Origin of the sequence: Streptomyces sp. NBC_01478, assembly GCF_036227225.1 — a bacterium.
GTDB lineage: Bacteria > Actinomycetota > Actinomycetes > Streptomycetales > Streptomycetaceae > Streptomyces.
In genome coordinates this window covers 2,483,323-2,505,096 of record NZ_CP109444.1, presented here as the reverse complement: position 1 = coordinate 2,505,096, position 21,774 = coordinate 2,483,323, and the positions used below count along the sequence as shown (strand labels likewise).

General features: G+C 73.6%; 18 protein-coding genes. All 18 read right to left on the bottom strand.

Translation table 11 applies throughout. The annotated features are described in order from the left end of the window. Positions 1-6: 6 nt before the first annotated feature. Positions 7-4,002, bottom strand: a complete 3,996-nt coding sequence (locus OG223_RS11185; protein WP_329245983.1) for a LamG-like jellyroll fold domain-containing protein — start codon at positions 4,000-4,002, stop codon at positions 7-9. Next, on the bottom strand, positions 3,999-5,306 hold the full coding sequence (locus OG223_RS11180) for a baseplate J/gp47 family protein (protein ID WP_329245980.1): 1,308 nt from the start codon (positions 5,304-5,306) through the stop codon (positions 3,999-4,001). Before OG223_RS11180 ends, OG223_RS11185 begins: the two co-directional genes overlap by 4 nt. Beyond that, positions 5,306-5,701: a hypothetical protein gene (locus OG223_RS11175; protein ID WP_329245978.1), complete on the bottom strand. Its 396-nt coding sequence runs from the start codon at positions 5,699-5,701 to the stop codon at positions 5,306-5,308. The genes OG223_RS11180 and OG223_RS11175 overlap by 1 nt, the downstream gene beginning before the upstream one ends. 32 nt (positions 5,702-5,733) lie before the next feature. Then, positions 5,734-6,069 (bottom strand): hypothetical protein, encoded by a 336-nt coding sequence (locus tag OG223_RS11170; RefSeq protein ID WP_329245975.1) that lies wholly within the window; start codon positions 6,067-6,069, stop codon positions 5,734-5,736. Continuing rightward, positions 6,069-7,853, bottom strand: coding sequence for a hypothetical protein (locus OG223_RS11165; RefSeq protein WP_329245972.1), 1,785 nt, complete (start codon positions 7,851-7,853; stop codon positions 6,069-6,071). Before OG223_RS11165 ends, OG223_RS11170 begins: the two co-directional genes overlap by 1 nt. Further along, on the bottom strand, positions 7,841-8,251 hold the full coding sequence (locus OG223_RS11160; protein WP_329245970.1) for a hypothetical protein: 411 nt from the start codon (positions 8,249-8,251) through the stop codon (positions 7,841-7,843). The genes OG223_RS11165 and OG223_RS11160 overlap by 13 nt, the downstream gene beginning before the upstream one ends. Before the next feature lie 41 nt (positions 8,252-8,292). Continuing rightward, entirely contained in the window at positions 8,293-8,805 is a 513-nt protein-coding gene (locus OG223_RS11155; RefSeq protein WP_329245967.1) for a hypothetical protein, read from the bottom strand. A gap of 44 nt (positions 8,806-8,849) precedes the next feature. Beyond that, positions 8,850-12,020 (bottom strand): hypothetical protein, encoded by a 3,171-nt coding sequence (locus tag OG223_RS11150; protein ID WP_329245964.1) that lies wholly within the window; start codon positions 12,018-12,020, stop codon positions 8,850-8,852. Continuing rightward, positions 12,017-14,866, bottom strand: a complete 2,850-nt coding sequence (locus tag OG223_RS11145; RefSeq protein WP_329245961.1) for a pre-toxin TG domain-containing protein — start codon at positions 14,864-14,866, stop codon at positions 12,017-12,019. Before OG223_RS11145 ends, OG223_RS11150 begins: the two co-directional genes overlap by 4 nt. A gap of 7 nt (positions 14,867-14,873) precedes the next feature. Further along, positions 14,874-15,197 (bottom strand): hypothetical protein, encoded by a 324-nt coding sequence (locus tag OG223_RS11140; RefSeq protein ID WP_329245958.1) that lies wholly within the window; start codon positions 15,195-15,197, stop codon positions 14,874-14,876. Then, positions 15,194-15,586 (bottom strand): hypothetical protein, encoded by a 393-nt coding sequence (locus OG223_RS11135; RefSeq protein WP_329245957.1) that lies wholly within the window; start codon positions 15,584-15,586, stop codon positions 15,194-15,196. Before OG223_RS11135 ends, OG223_RS11140 begins: the two co-directional genes overlap by 4 nt. Before the next feature lie 8 nt (positions 15,587-15,594). After that, positions 15,595-16,755 (bottom strand): hypothetical protein, encoded by a 1,161-nt coding sequence (locus OG223_RS11130; protein WP_329245954.1) that lies wholly within the window; start codon positions 16,753-16,755, stop codon positions 15,595-15,597. 40 nt (positions 16,756-16,795) lie between these two features. Further along, positions 16,796-16,960, bottom strand: coding sequence for a hypothetical protein (locus OG223_RS11125; RefSeq protein ID WP_329245951.1), 165 nt, complete (start codon positions 16,958-16,960; stop codon positions 16,796-16,798). Between the two features lie 61 nt (positions 16,961-17,021). Further along, on the bottom strand, positions 17,022-17,849 hold the full coding sequence (locus OG223_RS11120) for a hypothetical protein (RefSeq protein WP_329245948.1): 828 nt from the start codon (positions 17,847-17,849) through the stop codon (positions 17,022-17,024). 386 nt (positions 17,850-18,235) lie between these two features. Then, complete coding sequence (locus OG223_RS11115) at positions 18,236-18,862, bottom strand: response regulator transcription factor (RefSeq protein ID WP_329245945.1); 627 nt, start codon at positions 18,860-18,862, stop codon at positions 18,236-18,238. Beyond that, positions 18,859-20,058: a sensor histidine kinase gene (locus OG223_RS11110; protein WP_329245943.1), complete on the bottom strand. Its 1,200-nt coding sequence runs from the start codon at positions 20,056-20,058 to the stop codon at positions 18,859-18,861. The genes OG223_RS11115 and OG223_RS11110 overlap by 4 nt, the downstream gene beginning before the upstream one ends. Beyond that, the gene (locus OG223_RS11105) at positions 20,055-20,906 is read right to left on the bottom strand and encodes an ABC transporter permease (protein WP_329245941.1); all 852 of its coding nucleotides are present in this window, start codon (positions 20,904-20,906) and stop codon (positions 20,055-20,057) included. Before OG223_RS11105 ends, OG223_RS11110 begins: the two co-directional genes overlap by 4 nt. Continuing rightward, positions 20,903-21,769: an ABC transporter ATP-binding protein gene (locus tag OG223_RS11100; protein WP_329245938.1), complete on the bottom strand. Its 867-nt coding sequence runs from the start codon at positions 21,767-21,769 to the stop codon at positions 20,903-20,905. Before OG223_RS11100 ends, OG223_RS11105 begins: the two co-directional genes overlap by 4 nt. Positions 21,770-21,774: the final 5 nt, after the last annotated feature.

Sequence of the window (21,774 nt, the reverse complement as noted above, 5' to 3'; positions counted from 1 at the left end):
CGGCGGTCACTGGTCGAGCCCGTACGTCCAGCCGGGCGGGCGGGGGCCGCGGGCGCGGAAGTCGGGGTACGTGTAGGGCGGGAAGGGGTCGAGCAGGGCGGCCCGCAGCTCCGGCACATGGGACCGGAGCAGGCCGGTGTCGACCTCCACCCCGATCGGGCACAGGTGGTTCAGCACGTTCATCGCGAGGTCGTACTGGTCCTTGCTGATCACGAACCGCCCGCCGCCCTGCTCCACGGCCTGCAGCTCGGGGGACGGCTCGACCCGGAAGGTGTACGGCGGGGTGGCGTCGGAGAGCTGGAGCACGGCGCGGACCCGGACCGGGCCGGCCCGCAGTCCGAGGACGCCGGTGCGCGGCCGGGTGGTCCCGGTGAGCCGGGCCTGCGCCCCGCCGGTGACCCGCAGCGACCACACCAGGCGTTCGCCGAGCCCGGTGCCGAGTGGCCAGTTGGCGAGCAGGTTCCCGTTGGCGGCGTCGAGCACGCCGACGGTGTCGGCGACCTCGGCGCCGCACCCGACGTAGCCGTGCGTGGCATCGGCGGCGAGGGCCGTCGCGCCCGGCAGGGCGAGCGAGCCGGGCAGGCCGGGCAGGGTCTGCGGGGTGCCGTCGGCTTGCCGCAGGTGGACCTGCCCACCCGCCGGGTCGAGTACGTAGAGCACCGCGTCGGCCGGATCGAGGGTGAGGGACGTGGGCGCGGCGCCTAGGTCGGTGAAGGCGGCCTGGACGGTCACGGTCGCGAGGTCGACCACCTGGAGCGCGCCGGGCACGGTGACGTAGGCGCGGCTCGCGCCGACCGCGAGCCCCCGGGGCGGACCGGCCAGGGCCACCGTCTGGGCGGCGGTGAAGCCGGGCAGCGCGACCGCGCGCAGCACGCCGTCCGCGGTGGCGGCCCACAGCCTGGCCCCGCCGGGCTCGCAGCGCACCGCGATCACCGGTGAGCCGAGGTCGAGGGTGCGGGTGACGGTCCGGGCTACGGGGTCGACCTCGGCGAGGACGCCCGAGCGCAACCCGGCGTAGGCGCGCGGCTGGGCCGGGTGGTGGACGACGTCGGCCGGGGCGGCGGGCAGCGGGATCTGCCCGGCGACCTGGGCGTCGGCGGTGGTGAGGACGGTGAGCGTGGTGTCGCCGGTGTCGGCCACGAGCAGCCGGGCGCCGTCGGGGGCGGCGGTCAGTGCGCCCGGGGCCAGGCCGACCTTGACGCAAGCGGTCACCGACCCGCTCGCCGGGTCGAGCGAAGTGACGCTTCCCGTACCGGAGTTGACGGTCCACAGCCGGCCGGCGGCGAGCGCCAGGGCGGTGGGTGCGGCGCGGGCGATCTCGAAGGTCGCGGTGCCGCCCTCCACCACGGTGGCCGGGCCGCTGATCGGGGTGGCCGGGCCGGCGTCCTGATGCAGCGTCAGCACGGTGCCGTCGTTGGCGACCCGGCTGAACGCGGCGGCGTGGGCGAGGGCGCCCAGCCTGGCGAGGGTGGCGGTGGAGCTGCCCCGTGCGAGGGTGACGGAGCGTCCGGCCGCGGCCGGACCGGTCGCGCCCGCGTCCCAGGCGGAGCGCAGCTCGGGGTCGCCGGCGGGGAGCAGGGCGGCGAGCGCGGTCAGCCGGGCGGCGAGCGCGGGATGGACCCGGCGGGTCTGCGGCCCGGCGCCGGCGGGGCGGCCGTACCGTGCGGGGGCGTCGACCAGGTACACGGGGTGGAGTCGCTCATCGGCGCGCAGTGGGCCGGGGACGGGTACGTCCTGTCGGCCGGAGGCGGCGACCGAGCCGCCGGCGGGCAGCTCGGCCAGGCCGATCCGCAGCGTCCGGGCGGCGGTGAACGACCGTCCCCGGTCGCGGAGTTGGACCTCGACGACCAGCTCTCCCGGCAGGTCGGCGTGCAGTTGTACGTCGCGCTGGTCGGTCCGGTCGGTGATCGAGGCCCGCCCGTCGCCGCACGGGACGAGCGACCAGCGGACGGCCGCGCCGGGTGGCGGCGCCGGTTCGAGGCGCAGCGCCAGGGTCTGGCCGGTGAGCGCGTCGAAGCGGTTCTCGGGGGTGGCGGTGCCACCGGGGGCGGTAAGGATCTCCAGCGAGCCGGTGGAACGGACGGCGGCGTACACCAGGCCCGGTTCGAGGCCCGGTCCCGGCAGGTGGGCGGCGAAGCCGAAGCCGGCCCGGACCGCCAGCGCGGCCAGTCGCTCCGGCGGCAGCGCCGGGTGGCTCAGCAGTACGGCCCGCCCGACCGCGCGCAGGTCCGTCGCGGCCGGGTCGAAGCCCTGCCGGACCCGCAGCCGGCCCGCGGAGCCGGCCAGCGCGTCCAGCAGTGAGCGCAGGGCGGTCCTGGCCGGAACCCGCAGCAACCGCGGGTCGGCCTGCGGACCGGGCACCGGCGGCACCGGCGGGGCGGGCGCCGGGTCGAAGTCGGCGCGCGGATCGCCGGCGTCGACCAGCAGGGCCGGTGCGAAGCCCTCCGGGTCGGGCGGACCGAGGACGTCTGCCTCGGAGAGCCCGCGCAGTCCCGTGTCGTCCAGGGTGTCGCCCGCCGGGACCTGGACCGGCAGCACGGTCAGCAGGTGGGTGGACTGCACCAGGGTGGCATCGGTGTCGGTGACCTGGAACGGGTCGGGCACCCGGTCTGCGCGGCCGTCGACCTGGACAGGACCGACCACCTCGTTGAGGGTCTGCTGGACGCCGAGCCGGGTGGGCAGGACCCATCTGCGGAAGGCCCGCAGTCGCCGCCGGTAGGAGGCGTCGGACTCGCCGAGCACAGGGTGGAAGGAGGTGCGCGCGACCGTGGAGAGCCGAACCTCGTCGATGGTTCCGGAGAACGCGGCGGCCTGGCCCGGGCCGGACCGGCCGATCCGCAGCGGCGCGGTGTTGGCGAGCGAGCCGAGCGCCGTGGCCGGCGGGCCGGCGACGCCGAGCGGCGCGCTGGCCACCGTCTCGCCGTCGACCAGCAGCCGGACCCGGCCGGCGGCCCGGTCGACGACGGCCGCGAGATGGCTGAACCGGACGACCGGCAGGCTGAGATCCGCGTACAGGTCGCGGGAGACGGTGCCGTCGCCGATCCGCAGCCGGACGTTGCGGGCGATGCCCCGGCCGAAGTCGCCGACGCTCAGCGCCCAGCCGGGCTGGGGCGGACCGGCGGGGTCGGGGTGCTTGGAGAGCACCGCGCCCTCACCGGTGGCGGAGTCGGGTTTGACGAAGCACTCGGCGGTCAGGCTCGCGGCGGAACCGGTGTCCAGCGCCGGGTCGTGCGGGATCGCGATCTCCGCCGTGGGGGTGGCGAACCGCATCCCGGTGCCGAATCGGCCGGGCGCGCCCGCCCGCACCCCGCCCGTGGCGGCGCCGGGGTGGCCCGCGCCGCCGCCCAGGTAGAGCGGCCGGCTGTCCTGCACCGGCGCGCCCGGCGCGTCGTCCAGGTGATGGAGCGTCAGGGTGTCGTCCTCCTGCCCGTACGGGCGGGGCGGGAAGCGCGGCACACCGAGGTCGTAGCCGATCCGGTCGAGCGTCGCGCCGGAGGCCCGCTCGCTGGAGCGGACGGTCCGGCGGATGTCCGCCGCGCACCGGTCGAGCACGTCCCGTTCCACCCCGGCGACCCAGAGCAGCCGGGCGAGGTTGCCGAGCAGCGCGGTGAGCCGCCAGGCCTCCGACACGGGGCCGGCGGCCGGCGCGGGGTCGCAGGCGAGGCCGCGCAGTACGGCGTGGGCGGCGTCGGCGGCGGGCAGGACCACCGCGAAGGAGGCCCCGGCGACGGTGCCGGCCGGGACGGCCACGGTCGTGGTGCGGGACGCGCCCGCGGCCAGGTACCCGATGGTGAGCGTGCTCGCGGGGAGCACGTCGACGGCCGCGGTGAGCACGTACAGCGGCGCGGGCTCGACGTCGAACCGGGCCCGGTGCTCGGCGAAGTCGTACGCCACCACTTCCGCCCCGGCGGCGGTCGGCTTCAGCGGCAGGTCCAAAGTGTCCGCGCCGCGGGCGAAGGGGACGGTGAGGTCGCCGGTCATCCGGGACAGGGCGCGGGTCATCGGGGCATCACCTCCAGGTCCAGGAGGGCCGAGTCGATGGTGAAGACGGCGATCTCGGTGGGACCCATGGCGAGGTTCTCACCGGGGCCGGCCTCCACCGGGTCGGTGGCGAAGGGGACGCCGCCGAGGGTGATGCGGCCGAAGACCGGAGGGCAGCGGCGCAGCCGCAGGTCCTGGACGTCGCTGACTCCGGGCTGTTCGACCAGGGCGCGCATGACCTGGCTGTAGAGGACGTCACCGCCGAGCGCGAGGCCGCCGATGTCGACGGCCAGCCGTTCGGTCAGCGCCCCGACCAACACCTGAGCGTCGTAGCCGGGTTGGGTGACCAGGCGGGCCCGCAGACCGACCTCGATGTGGTCGGCCTCGACGACCTGCGGATGGATGCCGACCGGGCGGACCCGGTCGATCGCCGCGGTCACCTGCTCGAACAGACCGGTCACCGACCCTTCGGTGCGCCAGGGCCGGGCGAACTCGTGGGCGACCACCACACTGAAGAAGTACGGCTCGCCGATCCGCCGTTCGTCGCTGAACAGCCGCTGGTCGAAGGGGAAGACGCCGAAGTAGCTCTGCGAGACGTCCACCCCGCCGAGCGGGTCGGACAGCAGCACGTCCACCACGCCGGGCACGGACAGCACCGCTTCGCGCACCGCGGCCGGCGTCCACATGGTGCGGGAGCGGCCGAGCAGCCGGCTCCGGTAGGTCTCGTCGTCCTCCTGCCCGGAACCACCGGTGAACCCGCGCGGGTTGGCCACCGCGAAGGTGGTCGGCGGGGCGACGCTGAGGTAGTGCGCCTGATAGTCCGGGTCGATCGCGACGACCTGGTTCGCCGCCACATCGCCGCCCGGACCGGCGACGAAGGCCCGCGCGCCGACCGTCGCGGTGTCCGAGGCGGCGCTGAGCCGGACGGTGGCGGTGGTGTGGAAGGCGATCACCGGGGCTGCGGTGACCAGCACCGTGCCCTCGGGCAGGACGTACACCCGCTCGGGCAGCGGGTCGCGGACGGTGAGGGTCACCTCGCCGACGGAGGTCAGGTACGGGCGCCGCACCCCGAGGTCCTCGCCCAGCAGGTCGAGGTCGTCGCCGACCGCGGTGGACAGGAAGCCCGCGTAGTACAGGTCCTCCAGCCGCCGCCACAGCCGGGCGTCCTCGGCGGCGGTGACCTGGAGGACCTTCATCAGCGCGCTGGTGCCGGTCAGGTCGACGTCCGCGCCGAAGGCGGCCTTCGCCCGGTCCCTGGCCTCGTCGAGCAGCGTGTGGACCTCCTTGCGGACGAAGCCGCGTTCGGTGATCCCGTAGTCGGCCATCAGACCGTCACCTCCACCGGCACGGTGTGCTCGGCGCCGTCCACCGCGACGAGGGTCACCCGGACCTGCCACAGCCGCCGCGCCCCGCCCGGTGGGTCGAGCACTTCGATGTCGCGGATCTCGCGCACCCGGGCGTCGCCGCCGAGGGTGCGGACCAGGCTGAGCCGCAGCAGGTCCTCGGCCTGCCGGGCGGTCACGGCCCGGGTGAACACGTCGGTGACGTCCAAGCCGTAGTCGGTGGCGAACCGGTCGCTGCCCAGCGGGGTCAGGACCCGCAGGACCAGGGCCTGCACCAGGTTGGGCAGCCCGGACAGCTCCGCCAGTCGGCCGTCCTCGACGACCAGGTCGCCGTCGCGCAGCTCCAGGCCGTGGCCGAGGCTCGTCGTGCTCGCCATGTACTCCTCCAGCTCGGGTGGGTCGGGCGGGTTCAGCCGGCCCGCAGGATGGTCTGACCGGGCGACAGAACGCTCAGCGCGCCGGGCGGACTGCCGTTGGTGACCCCGCTGACCGTCTCCAGCAGGGCGGGCCGGCCGCCTGCCGTGAGCGTCGTGGCGGCGCCGCCGGTCACCGAGACGACGGCGGTGCACTGCACCGTGGTGCCGCTCGTGACCTGGGTACAGCCGCTGATCGGCTTGCCCTCCAAGTCGCCGAGCGTCAGCACCGGCGAGCCGCCGGCCGTGAACGTCCGCTGGCCGGGCGTGATCTGCACCGTCCCCTTGTGGCCGCAGCCGATCGAGGCGTCGGCGTTCAGGACGGCGGGCATCAGCCCACCTCCACGGACGAGCCGTTGAGTGTGATCCGCCCGTCGGCGAGGGTGATCGACGCCTCGCCGGACTTCAGCGTGATCGCCTTGCCGCCGGTGTCGACGGTCACCGCGCCGTCGGTGGCGACGACGACGGTGGTGCCGCTCTCGTGCTCGACCAGCAGTTTCCCGGCCAGGTCGGCGGGCACCTCCGGGCGTTCGCCGACATCGGGGAGCAGTTTGTCGCCGACGGTGATCCGCAGCCCCTTGGCCTGCAGCACCCGCCGTCCGGCCGCGTCGGTCAGGTCGTTGACGCCCTTTCCGGTCGGCAGGCCCTTGCTGTCGAGCCCGGTGGGCAGACACAGCCACCAGTCGCCGGGGCGGTTGCGCGGCGGCGTGTACTCGGGCTGCTCCGGCCACAGGAAGCCGGTGACGACCGCGTCGTTGACCAGACCCCGGTTGTGCGCCAGGACGGCTCGCATGCCGGGCAGCACCGGGACCATCAGCCCGCAGCGGTGGAAGGCGAACGGGGAGGCGATCGGGCGCTCGTGCAGCAGCGGTTCGCGGTCCACGGCGGTCTCGACGCTCGGCGCGACCACCTCGGCGGCGGGCGACTGGCCGTAGTGCAGATCGGCGAGGTGCCGGCTGGTCCGGCCGTCCGCGTACGTCGCCACCTCGCCGACGTCGACCGCCGGGTGGTCGGCGCCGACCTGCTCGACCAGGTCGCGGAAGCGCTGCCGGACGCCGTCCGCTCCGGTGGTGCACACCGCCCGCGCGCCCGGCGCCGCGACCACCAGCAGCACCTCGCAGGTGTAGCCGCGACGGCTGTCGAAGAGGTGCCGGACCCGCTCGATCCGCAGCGGCCCCGGCAGGCCGTCCCGCGGGTCGGCGGTCACCAGGACCGCGCGCCGCCCGGGCCGGACCGCCGGATCGCCGAGCACGGTCAGCCGCGCGCTGGTGCGCGCGCCGCCCACCTGCCCGCCGCCTGACGGCACACCGGTCGCCGCCGCTGCCGCTGTCGTTCCCGCTCCCGCGACTGAGGAGAGCCCGTCGTCCGCGTCACCGGGCACGGCCGGGACCAGGTCCTCCGGGTCCTCCTGGACGTGCTCCAGACTGACGATGTGTTCGGCCGCGGTGAACCGCAGGGGAGCGCCCGCGTCGACCGCCGCGCCCATCCGGATCACCCCGTCGCCGATCACCAGCGGGGCCTTGGCGGACTTGGCGATCTGTCCGAGGGCCGACAGGCCGTCACCGGCCCGCAGGGTGAGGTCCTTCGCGGTCGGCAGCCCGTCGGCGGAGGCGGTGACGGGCACGGGGACCGTGCTCCCGCTCGCCGCGGCGGCGACCGCCTGTACGGCCGCGGTCAGCGACTGCCCGCCGGGCCGACCGGCCCGCACGGCGGTTCGCAGCAGCCGGAACCCCGCGGTCTCCATGCCGCGCAGCTCGGTCAGCAGGTCGCCCGCCTCGGTGACGCTGGTGCGGATGCCGGTCAGGACACCGCGCACCACCGGGGCGGTACGGCCGCCGGGGTCGTCGAAGTAGCCGAGGCTGAGGGTGACTTCCAGCGGTTCCCGTCCGGCCAGCGCTTCGGCGTGCCGGGTCTTCAGGGTCTCGACCGCGTCGGCCGGCAGGTTGGTCAGCTTGGCGGAGAAGGTCGAGGCGGCGGCCCCGGACAGCAGGTCGATCCGGAGGTCGGCGTCGAGCACGTACTCGCCGGCGAACACGTCGTTGGACACCCGCAGCGGCACCAGCCCGCCCGGCCCGGCCCGTTCCGCCTTCAACTGGAACCAGATCACGAAGCCCATCGCAGCGCCACCCCCACCCGTACCTCGGACCCGTACGGGCCGGCCGCGCCGAGGTTGCGCGGGTCGACCACCAATGACACCGGGAGCAGCGCGAGTTCACCGCCGGTCAGTTCCACCCCGGGCACCAGCTTGCGGCGCAGCACCACCCGGGCCGGGCCGGGCGTCTCGCGGGTCACCGTGGCCACCATGAACGCGCCCGCCTCCGGCAGCACCAGCGGCCGGCCGCCGGAGAGGTGCTCCTCGTCGACCACGGTGACGGTCAGCACGACGGTGTACACGTTGGTGCCGAGGGCGAGCCGGAAGGCCTGCGGGAAGCCCTCGTCGGCGTCGGCCGGCAGCAGCAGATAGCGGGAGAGGTCGACGGCGGGGTCCACGGCCGCGGAGGATGCTGTGGTCACGGCGGGGTCCACGGCAACGGAGGACGCTGTGGTCACGGCGCTCACCCGGCCAGCGGGACGGTCGCGGTGCGCGGCACCGGGGCGGCGGGCGGGGTGGCGGCGGCGAGCGCCGTGCCGGCGGCCAGGGCGAGATCGGCGGCCTCGCCGAGCGCCGCGGTGACGTTGGAGCGCGGGACATGACGCAGCGTCAGGCTGACGTCCAGCGCCTCCCGGCGGCCCGCCGACTGGCTGAAGCGCAGGTCGGTGATCTGCATGTCCAGGCTGACGGTCAGCCCGCACACCACCGGGATACCGGTGCTCGCCAGCAGCGGCGCGGCGGCGGCCACCAGTACCCGGGAGACCAGGGCCAGCGCCTCCAGCTCCTTCTTCACCAGCAGCCGGTCGGGGCCGGGCAGCAGGGCCTCGACCGCGATGGTCTTGGTGGTCGGCGCGATCGCCTGGGAGAAGCGGCTGCCGGAGATCCGCTCGATCTGGTACCCCTCGCTGATGCTGAGGCTCTGCACGTACAGCAGCGGCACGGCGCCGATCAGCACCGGCGTGTTCCGGTCGGCCATCTGCCCTCCCTGGCGTGTGGACGTAACTCGTGGACGGCGGCCGGTCAGGGCCGGTGGTAGGTACGCGGGTTCCCGGCGGTCAGCCAGGCCCGGAAGGCGGCTCTGGCCGCGGCGGGATCGTGTCCGGCGGCGGTGAGCGCCCGGAGCACATCGGGGTCGTCGAAGTGCCGGATCATCCGTTCCCCCAGGGCGGGCAACTCCCCGGCGGAGTCCCAGTGGTAGAGGTAGAGCAGGTCGGTGTAGCCGGTCGCGGCATGGGCGACGAGGTCGTTGACCAACTGCGTGCGGAGGTAACCGGCCGGCCCGGTCAGGTTGGTCTTGACCTCGACGCTGACCCGGCCCCGGCCGGGCAGTTCGGCGATGATGTCCACCCGGCGGCCGGCCCGTGTCCGCTGGAACTCCAGCGCGGTCGCGTGGAACTCCGCCGCCAGGCTCCGCGCCGCGTACAGCTCGCCCATGGTGCCCTGGAAGACCTTCCCGGTGCCCCGCTCGGCGAGGAGGGTCCGCAGCGGGTGCTGCAGACCGTCGAGCTGCCGGTTTCCCAGCCGCTCGGTGAGTTCGCCGACGACCTCCAGCAGGTCGTCGCGGCCGGCGGCGGGGAACCGCCAGACGTCCTGCCAGTCGTAGGTCTCGCGGGCGCGCCGGGCGATCTCCTCCGCCCCGGAGAGTTGACGGTCCGTCAGATCATCGAGCCGTACGGCGAGTTGCTCCCGCTTGGCGATCGCTTGGGCGGCCACGGCGTGCTCCCCGGTCCGTCGCGCGTCGTCGGCCTCCTCCGCGAGTTCCGTCAGTTCGGCGACCAGGTGCCGCCGGCCGGCCGCCCGCAGCCGGGCCGCCGTGGCCTCCGTGGCCACCTGGAGTCGGCCCGCCAACTCCTCGAAGGCGGCGCCCTCCCGGGCGGCGAGCCGGTCGAGCAGTCGTTGGTAGGCGGCCGGGTCGGGAAGTTCGTTCCGCCGCAGCTCAAGTGCGCGCAGCAGGGCGTCGACCGCCTCGGCGTCGTGGCCGCGGTTCAGCAGCGCGACGTACGCGTCGCCGCCCGCCTCGGCGATCAGCGCCAGCGCCCGCGGACGCTCGGCGAGGTCGCGCAGGGCCCCGGCCCCGAGCCGCCGCAGCCCGTTGGCGCCGAGCCGGCCCACCGCGCGCGACCACGCCTCCAGGGCCTGCGGCCGCACGCCTTCCACCAGCGTCCGCATGGTCGGGCGGTCGAAGCCGGTTTCCATCAGCCGGGAGAGAGCGGCGGTCATCTCCTCGGTGACCCCGCCGACGGTCTCCGCCTGCCGCTCGAACCGCCGGGCCAGCGACAGCGCGTCGGCCAGCCGCTCCACCTCGGGCAGCGCGTTGTGCTGCCTGGCGAGGCGGCGCAGCACCCGCGGGGCGGCGCCCGCCGGTACCTCCAAGGTCTCGGCCAGCCGCGTCAGTTCGGCGAGATACGGCTCCGGCAGCAGGCGCAGTGCCTGTGCCGCCGCGTCCAGGTCGCGCAGCTCGGCGAGCCCGGCCAGCGCCGCCACCATCCGGTCCAGCCTGCTGAGTTCACCGGCCACCTCGGAGGCCTTGCCGAGCCGCCCCACCGAACCGAGCACCCGCAGCAGGGCCGCCAGCCGTTCGGTCAGCTCGGCGCCGCCCAGTGCCTCCTTCAGCTCGCCGAGTCCGACGAACCAACTGAGGACCTCCACCAGCAGCGCGGTCCCCAGGGTCTGGCCGAGGTCGCCCCCGATCCGCGCCCCGCCCCGGCCCGCGCCGGCCCGCGCGCCGAACGGCGTGCCGAGCTCTTCGGCGTACTCCAGGCCGGCCAGCGCGACGAGGATCGCCCGGCCGGCCTGCTCGCACAGGGTCTGCAGTACGGCAGCGGCCTTCGGGTCGACCGGTGCGGTCGTCGCCCGGCGGACCAGCAGCACGAACTCGGCCAGGTGGGCGATGCCCTCGATCAACTGGGTGGGGGAGTGGGTGAACAGGTCGATCAGCCCGTCGACCGTCGAACGCAACCACAGGCTCAGCCCATTGGCGACGTTGCGCAGCCCACGGAGCCCGTCCGGGTCCTGCGCCGTGCCGTCCCCGGGGCTCATGGACAGCTCGTCCAGCAGCGCGAGCAGGTACTCCGTGCTGAGCTGACGGCGGGGGCGGAGCCGGCCGAGGACCAGCAGGAACTCGACCACGGAGCCGTCCAGGGTGGTGAACAGCCGCTCGTACGCGCCGCGTTCGCGCAGCAGGGCGGCCATCGCCTCCAGCTCGGACGGGGAGCGGGCGGAGACCAGCAGCTCGACCATGGCCTTCTTCTGCCGGTCGTTCGGCCACAGCAGCCCGGACAGCGCGACCAGGTAGCCGGCCCGCTGCTCCCACGGCATCCAGGCGAAGACATGCCGGTCCATGACCACGATGTGCTCGAGCAGCGCCTCCTGGTCCGCGCCCGGCAGACCGGCTCCGGTTCCACCGCCCTCGGCGACCAGCCGGCCGGCGGCGACGCAGGCCGCGACCGCCGGGGCGACCCGCTGGTCGGCCGGGGTACGGGCCAGCTCGCGCCGGATCGCTTGCGGCGTCCAGTGCACCCCGCGGTCCAGGTCGACGAGCCAGCGGCCTTCGGCGGTGACCGTCACCACCACCCGGTAGTCGGTGAGCACCAGCACCCTGCCGCGCTCGGTGACCTCCACATCGGGCAGCCCGGCGGCGACGGCCACGGGCGGCGCGGTCCGGCCGAACTGCCGCATCAGCAGCGGCTCGTCGAGCGGCACCATGACGAAGCGGTCCGCGACGTGCTCCCCGCCGCGCTCCAGCACGGTGAACCCGTGCGCGCCGTACAGGTACGTCCCCCACTGCACGGCCCGGGCGAGTGAGGCCGAGTTGAGGTACGGGGCGGCGCCGGTGCGCACCCACTCGTGGACGGTCACCATGATCAGCGGCAGCGTCGGGAACCGGTCGTGACTCAGCACGTCGCCGAACGGCAGTCGCTCACCCGGCCCGCCGGCGGACCGGACCGGAACGGCCACCGGGGCACCGCTGCCGTCCGCGTAACCCGGCATCGTCCACCAACGGCCGTCGGCACCCGGACCCCATGGCTCGTCACTTCCCTTTGCCGACACGGCAGTTGCGGCCTTTACGGCGGTCCGGCCGGCCAGCGCCCGCCGGACGCCCGCGGTGACGGCCGCCTCGACGGCCCGCCGGGTCGGTTCCGGGCAGCCGCCGTTCCACCGGACGGTCACCGGTGTGGGCGGGGCGCTCACTCGGCCACCCCCGGAGTGGCCCGCAGGTTGAACTTGACCTGTACGGTCTCCCGGTTGCTGTTCGGGTTGTGCAGCTCGAACGTGAGGTTGTCGGCGTCGACGGCCTTGCGGTAGTTCTCGCCGAGAGCCTTCTCCAGGTTGTGGTCGAGGCTGATCCGGCGCTCCTGCACCCCGATGTCGGCGGCCCGCGGCAGGCCGAGGCCGGCCGGTGCGTCCGTCACGTCGATCAGTGGCGCGCGGCCCTTCTCGGGGAACGAGAACCCGGCGTCCCGGAGGTAGTCCACCGCCCCGGAGTCGGCCTTGCACTGGATCCAGAACTCGTCGCGCACCCGTCCGTACAGGTCGAACATCTCCTGCCGGGTCGCGTTCTCCAGCGACCGTGTGCCGACCACCTTGGCCCGGGCCCGCTCCCAGACCGGGCCGAGAGGGGTGGTGTCGAGACGCCGTCCGATCACCTGGCGGGCCCGGTTCAGGGCCTGCTGCCGGGTTTCCCCGGCGCGGCGGACCAGATTCTCGATGTCGAGCCTGGTGCGTTTGTTGACGGGCACGCGGACGTTGTCGACGGTCGGCCGGGCGCCGCCGGTGGCGGACGGGCGGGTGGCGCGCTGCTCCTCGATGGAGGCGACCAACTGGTCCACCTCCTCGGCGAGGAAGTACTTGTCGGCGGCCTCCTGGCCCGGCCGGCCGGCGCCGCCCGACAGCACGGTCTCGGCGGCCCCGGCCCGCAGTTCCCGGGCGGTGGCCTTGTCGGTCAGGCCCACGGACGTGAACAGCTCCTTGAGCTCGCCGAGCCGTCCGGCGTCGCGCACGGAACGCCCGGCCCTGACCTCGCGCGCCGCGTCGTCGAGCAGCCGCGCGCCCTTCGACCCGGGCTTGAGCCCGGACAGGGTCCGGAAGGCCGCGTCGGCCTCACGGGCGGAGAGCCGGTAGTCGCGGACCATGGTCTCCACCGTGACCGCCGCCCGGCCCAGCTTGAACACCTTCGCGGCCGCCGGCAGCAGCACCGCGGCGCCGAGGATCGCCCGGTCCGTGGTGCTCAGCTCGTGGCCGAACAGGTCGTAGCCGAAAGACGCCTCGCCCGCCGCGACGATCGAGCCGACCACCGGGATGAAGCTCACCGCGGTCTCGATCGCCGTCTGCCAGAGCGGGATGTCCTCGGGCGGGATGTCGTAGCGCTCGGTCTCCGGGTACGCCTGGGCGACCAGGTAGGCGTTGAACTCCTCCGGGTGGGCGGCCAGAAAGGCCTTGAAGTCCTGCTCGGCGGAGGTCGTGGTGAAGGACTTCTCGTGCATCCGGGCGATCTCCTCGTGCAGGAACTCCCGGGCGATCAGATCGCGGACGGCCTTCTCCCGCTCCGACTCCCACACCAGCCAGCCGACCCGGTTCTGCCGGTCCTCCTCCGTGTACGGTTCGCGGACCTTCCACACCCGCTTCTCCAGGAGCGCGATCACCTGGTCGAGCTTGCGGCCCGCGGCCTCCGTGTCCCACTTCGCCGCCTCGTCGAGGGCCGCCTCCCGCTCCCGCCGGACCTTCGCTGCCACCTCCTCGCGGATCCGCGCACCGAGCCGCCGCACATACAGCCGAGCCCAGACCGAGGCCGGGTCGTGGCGGACCAGGTCGGCGTCGCTCTGCCGGTCCAGCCAGGACAAGTAGTCGCCGAGCGCGCCGGTCACCGCGGCCTGCTCGGTCCCCGGGAGCGAGCGGACGCCGCGCTGTGTCACCGCGGCCAGCTCCAGGAACCTGGCCCTGACCGAAGGCGTGGCCGGCTTGCCGGTCTCCTTCAGCGCGGCGGTCCACAGGTCCGGGCCGTTCTGCCGGAGGAACTCCGGTGTGCCGTAGTGCTGTTCGATCCACGCTTGGTAGCGGATGAAGGCGGCCCGGCCGAGCGGGTCGTCCAGTCGGGTGCCCGCGAGGTAGCCGAACAGTTCGCGCCGCTTGTCGAACTGCGCCTGGTCCGCGGCGCTGCGGCGCACCGGGTGCGAGTCGTACCACAGCAGCCCCCGGGTGGGGCCCTGCCGCGGGGCCCAGCGCGGTCCGCGGGCGACCACGGCCACCCGGACCGCGGGGTCCGGGTAGATCAGCGCGTCCAGGTAGGCCCGGACGATCCGGTCGGGCAGGGCGGCCGGCAGCAGGCCGGTGACCGGCAGCGGGTGTTCCAGCATCGGCAGCGTCAGCCCGGCGGTGGTGAGCAGACAGTCCCGGGAGACGTCCTCCTGCCGCTTCTCGCCGAGCCGGACCTCCACCCGCACGGTGTCACCGGGCATCAGATAGCCGGAGTTGGGGTCGAGTTTCTGCTGAAGGTCGATCAGCTCGTCGTCCGCGTCCGACGGCAGTTGCTCCCCGAGCACCGCGAGCTTGCCGCTGAGCCGCAGGGCCTGCACCACCGCGACCACGTCCTCCGGCGTGAGCCGGCGCAGGATCCGCAGCGCCTCGCGGGCCTCGGCGTCGGTGATCGCCCAGTCGGTCAGGTCGCGGGAGAGCAGCCGGCCGATCCGGTGCAGTGCGGCCTGCTGCGCCTGCGGCCCGGTGACGGCGGGGCCGGTGGCGGCCGGGCTGGTTGCGGGTCGGCCGACGGGAACCCGGACCTGGCGCGGAGGGCCCTGGTAGGACGTCAGACGGTAGCCGTCGGACGGGAGGTCGAGAGCCGACTCGTAGCGCTCCGCCGGGCCCTGCGCCGCGCCCGCCCGGTGGCCGGTCGGGCCGTGCCCGGCAAGCGCGCGCTCGGCCTGCGCCAGCCGGCGCGCGACCAGCCGGGCCACGGCCGCCTCCAGCTTCTCCAGGTCCGCCGCCGTCGGGGTGCCGACCAGCCGCAGTCGGATCGGCACCCGCACCTCGACCTCCGTCATCGGTCCTTCACCCTCCCCCTTGCCGCCGCAGCGCCACGTCCAGCTCGTCGAACACGTACTGCGCCACCGCGTCGAGCTGAGTGCCCGTCAGCTCGCCGATCACCTCGACCTCCACGGGGAAGTTCCACACCACTCGCTGGGCCCCGCCCGCGCCCGCGCCGGCGGTGGGTGACAGGACCGCCTCGCTGCCCGGTGCGGGCACGATGTACTCGCCCTCGTGGACCAGAGCGATCCCGGTCCGTTCGACCCGGCCGCCGGCCTCGAAGGCGGGCAGCACCAACAGGCCCTCGCCGTCCTCGGGTTCACCGCCGCCCGGGTCGGGAACCGTCACGACTCGACGCCGGGGCTGAGTGACATACAGGTGAAACTGGCGCTCGGCGCGCCGTCGATCACCACATTGCTCGGGTTGGCGGAGGTGATCACGCAGCGGCTGAACTTGAGCGCCTTGAAGGCCCAGTCGGTGCCCTTCTTCTCCGCCACCGTGATCTCGAACTCCTTGCCCTTCACGGCGAGTTCGGTCAGGTCGGCGACCGCGGTGCCGATCGCCTGCACGGTCATCGTGAAGGTGAAGGTCTGCGGTTGGCGCACATAGCCCAGGTTGTCCGCGTCGATCGAGTGGATGACCGTGTGCGGCACGTTGAAGGTCGGCGTGAACTGCGAGATCGGCGCGACCACGGAGTTGCCGAGGCGGATCTCCAGCCGGGTGTTCCAGTCGGGCATGCCTGCTCCTAGGTGAAGTTGAGGGTCAGGGCGATGCGGTGGATGGCACCGGCGTAGTCGACCGACACCAGGACCTCGGCCAGCCGCTCGGTCTGTGCGTTCTGAATGACCGTCAGTTGCGCCGCGGTGAGCGCCGCCGGATCGGCGTCGAGCAGATCGAGCACCGGGATGTCGATCGCGTAGCTCTCGATCACCTCGCCCCGCACCAACGGGTCGAGCACCGCCTCCAGTTGCACCACCAGCGCGCGCAGCCCGGAGCGGCTGATCCGCAGGCTGCCGACCGCCTTGATCAGCCGCGCCTTCAACTTGAAGGAGACGTCGTCCACGGTGCGTCGGACGTCGACGAACTTCATCCCGGCCGGGTTCCCGGTGTACCCCTCGCCGAGGTACACGCCACCGCCCGGCAGCAGCGCCGGGTGGACCAGCCAGTTGACCCCGTTTCCCTTCGGCGGGTCGCCGAACTGCTCGGACTGGTTGAGCTTGTTGATGTCGGCGACGCTGAACGGCGCGCTGTCGATCATGACTTGCTTGAGCAGCACCGAGACGTGCGGCGGATATCCGGCGACGGTGCCGGTCACCGCGGCCGCGGCGTCCTCGTTGCTGCGGTGCGCGATGTAGATCATCCGGTCGCCGGCCAGCGTGCCGGTCACCAGCGCCGGATCGGCGGAGTCCTTGACCAGCATGGCCACGCCCATCCGCTCCTTGCCCTCGCCGCCGTGGTCGGAGACGTCGGTGACATGCGCGGCGAGCCGGCCGATCGCCCCGGTGGCGGCGCCGGAGGTGCTGTCGAGCGGGGTTGCGGCCAGCACCACGAACTGGACGTCCAGCTCCTCGATCGCGGCCAGCGCGGCGGACGGGTCGGAGACCGCCCCCATGGCGGCGCCGTTCACCTTCACCGCGAACACCTGGGCCGGCCCCGGGCTCTGCCCGAACAGCGTGACCAGCGCGGCGGTCAGCGAGGAGTTGGGCTTCTGCTTCGTCGGGTCCGCCGGGTCGGGGATCGTCGCCGGGCCGAACGCCGCGGCGGCCCCCGACGGACTGGTCACCGCCACCACCTTGCCGTCGGTGCCCGTTGCGGCGGCGCCGATGACGGCGACGTTCCCGGTGGCGCGCACCACCGGGGAGAACATCTCCACATTCGATTTGACGTTGATGTACCGGACGGCCATCGTCTTCCCTTCGCCTGTCGCCCGCTCGTCGGGGCACCGGTCAGTGGAACTTGTCCTGGAGCTTGCGGCGCAGCGCCTCCTGCTCGGCGAGCGTCATCGTCGGGGCGGCGGTGCCGCTGTCCGCGGCGGGTTCGTCGTCGGCCGCGGTCGCGGCTTCGGTCTCCTCGTCGGCCGCAGCCGCGTCGACGGGATCGGGGAGGGTCACGGTGGTCTCCTCAACTGGCTTCGGGACGGCGGGAATTCGGGTGGGCGGCCGGCGCGCCGGGCTACGGCGGCACCGGGACGGCGAGGACGTCCTGGGCGGCGAAGAAGGCCAGCAGATCGGCCTCGGCGATGCCGCTCGCGGCCACCGCCGCGGCCGGGAGGACCAGCACCGGCGCCAGTCGGCACCGGGACTCCAGGCCGGCCGGCTCGCGGCGGGCGGGCAGGCCCCGTTCGGCCAGGTCGCGCACCAGTCGCGCGGCGCGCAGCGCTTCGGTCAGGTCCACCGACTCCCGGACCAGCACGGCCAGTTCGAGCGGCACCCGGCGCTGGTTGGCGGGGTCGGCCGGATCGAAGGGCGGCGGGGCGGCGAGCCGGATCTCGCCGAGCAGATGGCGATAGGTGCGCCGCAACTCGTCGACGGTCTCGATGTGATGGCGGGCCAGGTAGCCGGCCAGGTCGAAGTAGCGGAACTTCGCCTGGAACTCGGCGAGGGTGTGGTACTCCCCGATGTCGTTGAGTACCACCGACTCGATCGCGCCCCGGTCGAGTTCGAGCACCAGGGTGGCGGACAGCCGCAGCCGCAGGTCCACCCACTCGGGCGGTGCGGCGGCGTCCCGCCCCTCGTACAGCACCTCGGTGCGCTCGTGCGCGGGCGCGGTGCGGATCCAGCTACCGGAGAGCAGCCGGGGCCGGAACAGCGGCCACTGGTACTCCGCCTCGGCGACCTCCAGCTTCGACACCTCGTGTACGGTGGCCGCCGGCAGTCCGTAGAGCGTGGCCGCGAGTTGGCGGACCCGGGCCAGCCCCGTCGCGTCGGCGGGCAGCAACAGGCCGGGCAGCCCGCCGGGTGCGTTCAGCCGCAGCATCAGGCCGTCGGTGAAGGTGCTCACCGCCCACCGCCCTGGTACGCCATGGATGCGCCCTTCGCCCGCGAACGTCCGCCCCGCGCCACGCCGAGGCCGCCGACGCGCCGCGCGCCGACTGTCCGTGACGCTACGACAGGTAGCGTCAACGGAACGTCACCACGCTGTCACCGTGCGGCGGCGGCCTCTGTGGCCGTCCCTGCGGGGCGCTGGACAACTCCGCGACACAGGCGGTGAGTTGGTCGGCGGCACGGTGGGGGACCGGGCGGGGTGATGGTGCTGCCTGTGGAGGTCCCGTAAGCCGCGCCGCATGCCCTCACCGAACGGGACGATCTCCTGCGGCGTTCGCGATACTTGTCGGCGACGTCGGCCCACACCGGAGCAGGAGCCGACCCCGCTGCCTGGCCAGGCCCCTACTGGTCCAGCAGCCCGTACCGCATCGCACTGGTGACGGCCGCCGTCCGGTCGTCGACCCCCAACTTGCCGAACACCCGCAGCAGATGGGTCTTCACAGTCGACTCCCCGATGTACAACCGCCGCCCGATCTCCGCGTTGGTGCACCCCTCCGCCACCAACCGCAGCACCGCGATCTCCCGCTCGGACAACCGCGGCCGCTCCGGCTTCGTCCGCAACTGGTCCACCAGCCGCGCCGCCACCGAAGGCGCCAGCACGGTCTCGCCGCGCGCGGCGGCCCGTACGGCGTTCGCCAGTTCACTCCGCGGCAGGTCCTTCAGCAGGTAGCCCGCGGCCCCGGCCTCCACCGCCCGCAGGATGTCCCGGTCGGTCTCGTACGTCGTGAGGACGATCACCCGGCACGGCAGCCCGGCCGCGCTCATCCGCACGATGGAGTCGACGCCTCCGCCGCCCGGCATGCGCAGGTCCATCAGGACGATGTCCGGCCGCAACTCGGCCGCCAGCGCCTCCGCCTGCGGTCCGCTGGACGCGTCGGCGATGACGTCGAGGTCCGGTTCGGCGCTGAGCATGGCGCGCAGGCCCTCGCGTACGACGGGGTGGTCGTCGGCCAGGACGATCCGGATCATCGGGTACTCCTCAAAGGCGATACGGGCAGCCTTACGGTCACTGTCGTGCCCTCGCCCGGCACGCTCCGCACCACCGCCGTCCCGCCCACCTCCGCGGCCCGGGTCCGCAGCCCCGCCAGACCGTAACCGCCGCACACCGCACCCGGGTCGAAGCCGCACCCGTCGTCCCGCACGGACACGGTCAGCGTCTCGTCGGCGTACGTCAGCGCGAGGCGCACCGTCGCCGAACTCCCCGCGTGCTTGCGGGCGTTGGCCAGGGCCTCCTGGCAGGAGCGCAGGGCCACCACCTCGGGACCGGCGGGCAACGCACGGACCGGGCCGGTGACTTGGAGCGGGGCGTCATGGCGGGCGGCGAGCCGGCGCAGCGCGTCCTGGAGCGACGCGCCCTCCAGGTCGGCCGGTGTGCCGCCGGTGACCAGGGCGCGGGCCTCGGCGAGGTTCTGCCGGGCGGTCTCGTCCATCAGGGCGAGATGGCGGCGGGCCTGCGGGAGGTCGTCGTCCAACTCGGCCTCCACCGCCTGGACCAGCATCAGCAGGCTGGTGAAGCCCTGGGCCAGGGTGTCGTGGATCTCGCGAGCCATGCGCTCCCGCTCGGCGAGGGCGCCGTGCGCCGACGAGAGCCGGGAGACCTCGTGTCGGCTCGCGTCCAGTTCGGCGATCAACTCGGCGCGCTCCTGGCTCTGTTCGATGACGCGGATGATCCAGGTGCCCAGCGCCATCGAGAAGACCAGGGTGACGACCGCGAACACCGAGTTGAAGAACACGTCCTGGTCGCTCGGCCACCACAGCAGCGCCCAGCCGATCACCGGCGCGATGTTGATCACGGTCACCGCGATCAGCGCCCAGCGCAGCCGCAGCACCATGAAGCACGGCGGGACGAGCGCGAAGCCCATCAGCCGGGTCTCACCGACCAGCACCGCCGACGGCAGGAACAGCGCCATCTGCGCCACGAGGTAGCCGATGGCCCGTCGTTCGTCCGGCGGGTCGCCCCGCAGGACCGGACGCCCGATCCAGACGTAGAGCGGGACGAGCGGGACGAGCAGGGCGGCGGCCGCGACGCGCACCGGCCACCCCGGCCGGTCCGTGCCGAGCACGAACACCAGGGTGGCCAGCCAGATCAGGGCGAAGTACGTGTCCCAGAGCCGGAAGGAGCGGTCCCAGGTGTACGAGCCCGTCGCCCCGTGCGGAACGGTCATCCGTCGCGCCGGTTCTTCCACCGGAAGGTCAGCAGACACAGCAGCAATCCTCCGACGCACCACGCCCCGAGCACCAGCGCGATCTTCCCGAACTCCCAGCTCCCGGCCTGTTCCAGCACCTGCGCCGACGAGGGCAGGAACACCCCGCGCAGCCCCTGGCACATCCACTTCAGCGGGAACAGGGCCCCGATGTTGAGCATCCAGTCCGGGATCGTGTCGATCGAGATGTACACCCCGGAGATGAACTGCAGGACCAGGAAGGGCAGTACGACCACGGAGGTCGCGCTCTTGCCGGACTTCGGGACCGAGCTGACCGCGATGCCGAGCAGGGCACAGGCCGTCAGACCGAGCACGAAGATCCACCCGAAGTCCAGCCACTTCACCGCGGACGAGGGCAGATCCACGTCGTAGAGGGTGGTGCCGACCAGGAGCAGGATCGCCGTCTCCGTCAGGCCGGTGACCAGAACCAGCCAGATCTTGCCGAGGAAGTACGCGGCCGGCGGCATCGGCGTCCCACGCAGCCGGCGCAGCACCTTCTCGTCGCGTTCGATCGCGATCGAGATGCCGAGGGACTGGAAACTCGTCGACATGATGCCGGCGGCCATCATGGCCGGGACGTAGAGCTGGGAGGCGTTGACGCCCGCGCCCCGGACGTCGTCCTTGAAGATCGACGCGAACAGGAACAGGAAGACGACCGGGAAGGCGAAGGTGAACACCACCTGGTCGCGCTGGCGGAAGAACTGTTTGAGTTCCAGCACGCCTCGCTGGAGGCCGAGTCCCCAGGCGTTGGGCAGCCGTTCCCGGGAGGCGGGTGTCCGGGTCCGTACGGCCGTGGTCGTCGTGCTCATCGGGCGTCCTCCTGTCCGGTCAGCCGGAGGTAGACGTCCTCCAGGGTGGGGCGGCTCACCAGCAGCCCGGGGATCTCGCCGTCGAAGCGGTGCATGAGCTCCGCTACGACCTTGGTAGGAGTGTCGGTGTGCTCCGCGCGCGGGGTGCCGTCCGGCTCGGTCCACTGGACGGTGGCTCCGGAGCCGTGGCGCTCGCGCAGGGCGGCCGGTTCGCCCTCGGCGACCACGCGGCCCTTGGCGACGATGGCGAGGCGGTCGGCGAGGTTCTCCGCCTCCTCCAGGTAGTGCGTGGTGAGGAGGATTGTGGTGCCCTCGTCGGCGAGCTTGCGGATCAGATCCCAGAACTGGCGCCGGGCCGCCGGGTCGAAACCGGTCGTCGGCTCGTCCAGGAGCAGGAGTTCCGGACCGCCGATCACCCCCAGGGCCACGTCGAGACGCCGACGCTGGCCGCCCGAGAGGGCCTTGATACGGCTGTCCGCCTTGGCCTCGAGACCCACCAGGCCGATGACCTCCTCCGGGTCGCGGGGCCGGGGGTAGTAGCGGGCGAAATGCCGTACGGTCTCGCCGACCGTCAACTCCGCGGGTGCCGATTCGTCCTGCCAGACGATCCCGACCCGCGAACGCCACGCGCGTGTGCCCGTCGCCGGGTCCGACCCGAGTACCGACACCTCGCCGGCGTCCCGGCCGCGGTTGCCCTGAAGGATCTCGACCGTGGTGCTCTTGCCCGCCCCATTGGGTCCGAGCAGCCCGAACACCTCTCCCGTGCGGATTTCGAGATCGATTCCGTCCACGGCGGTCACGTCCCCGTACTGCTTGCGCAGCCCCCGCACATCCACTGCGAGTTCGTTCGCCTGTGTTGTCATGCCAC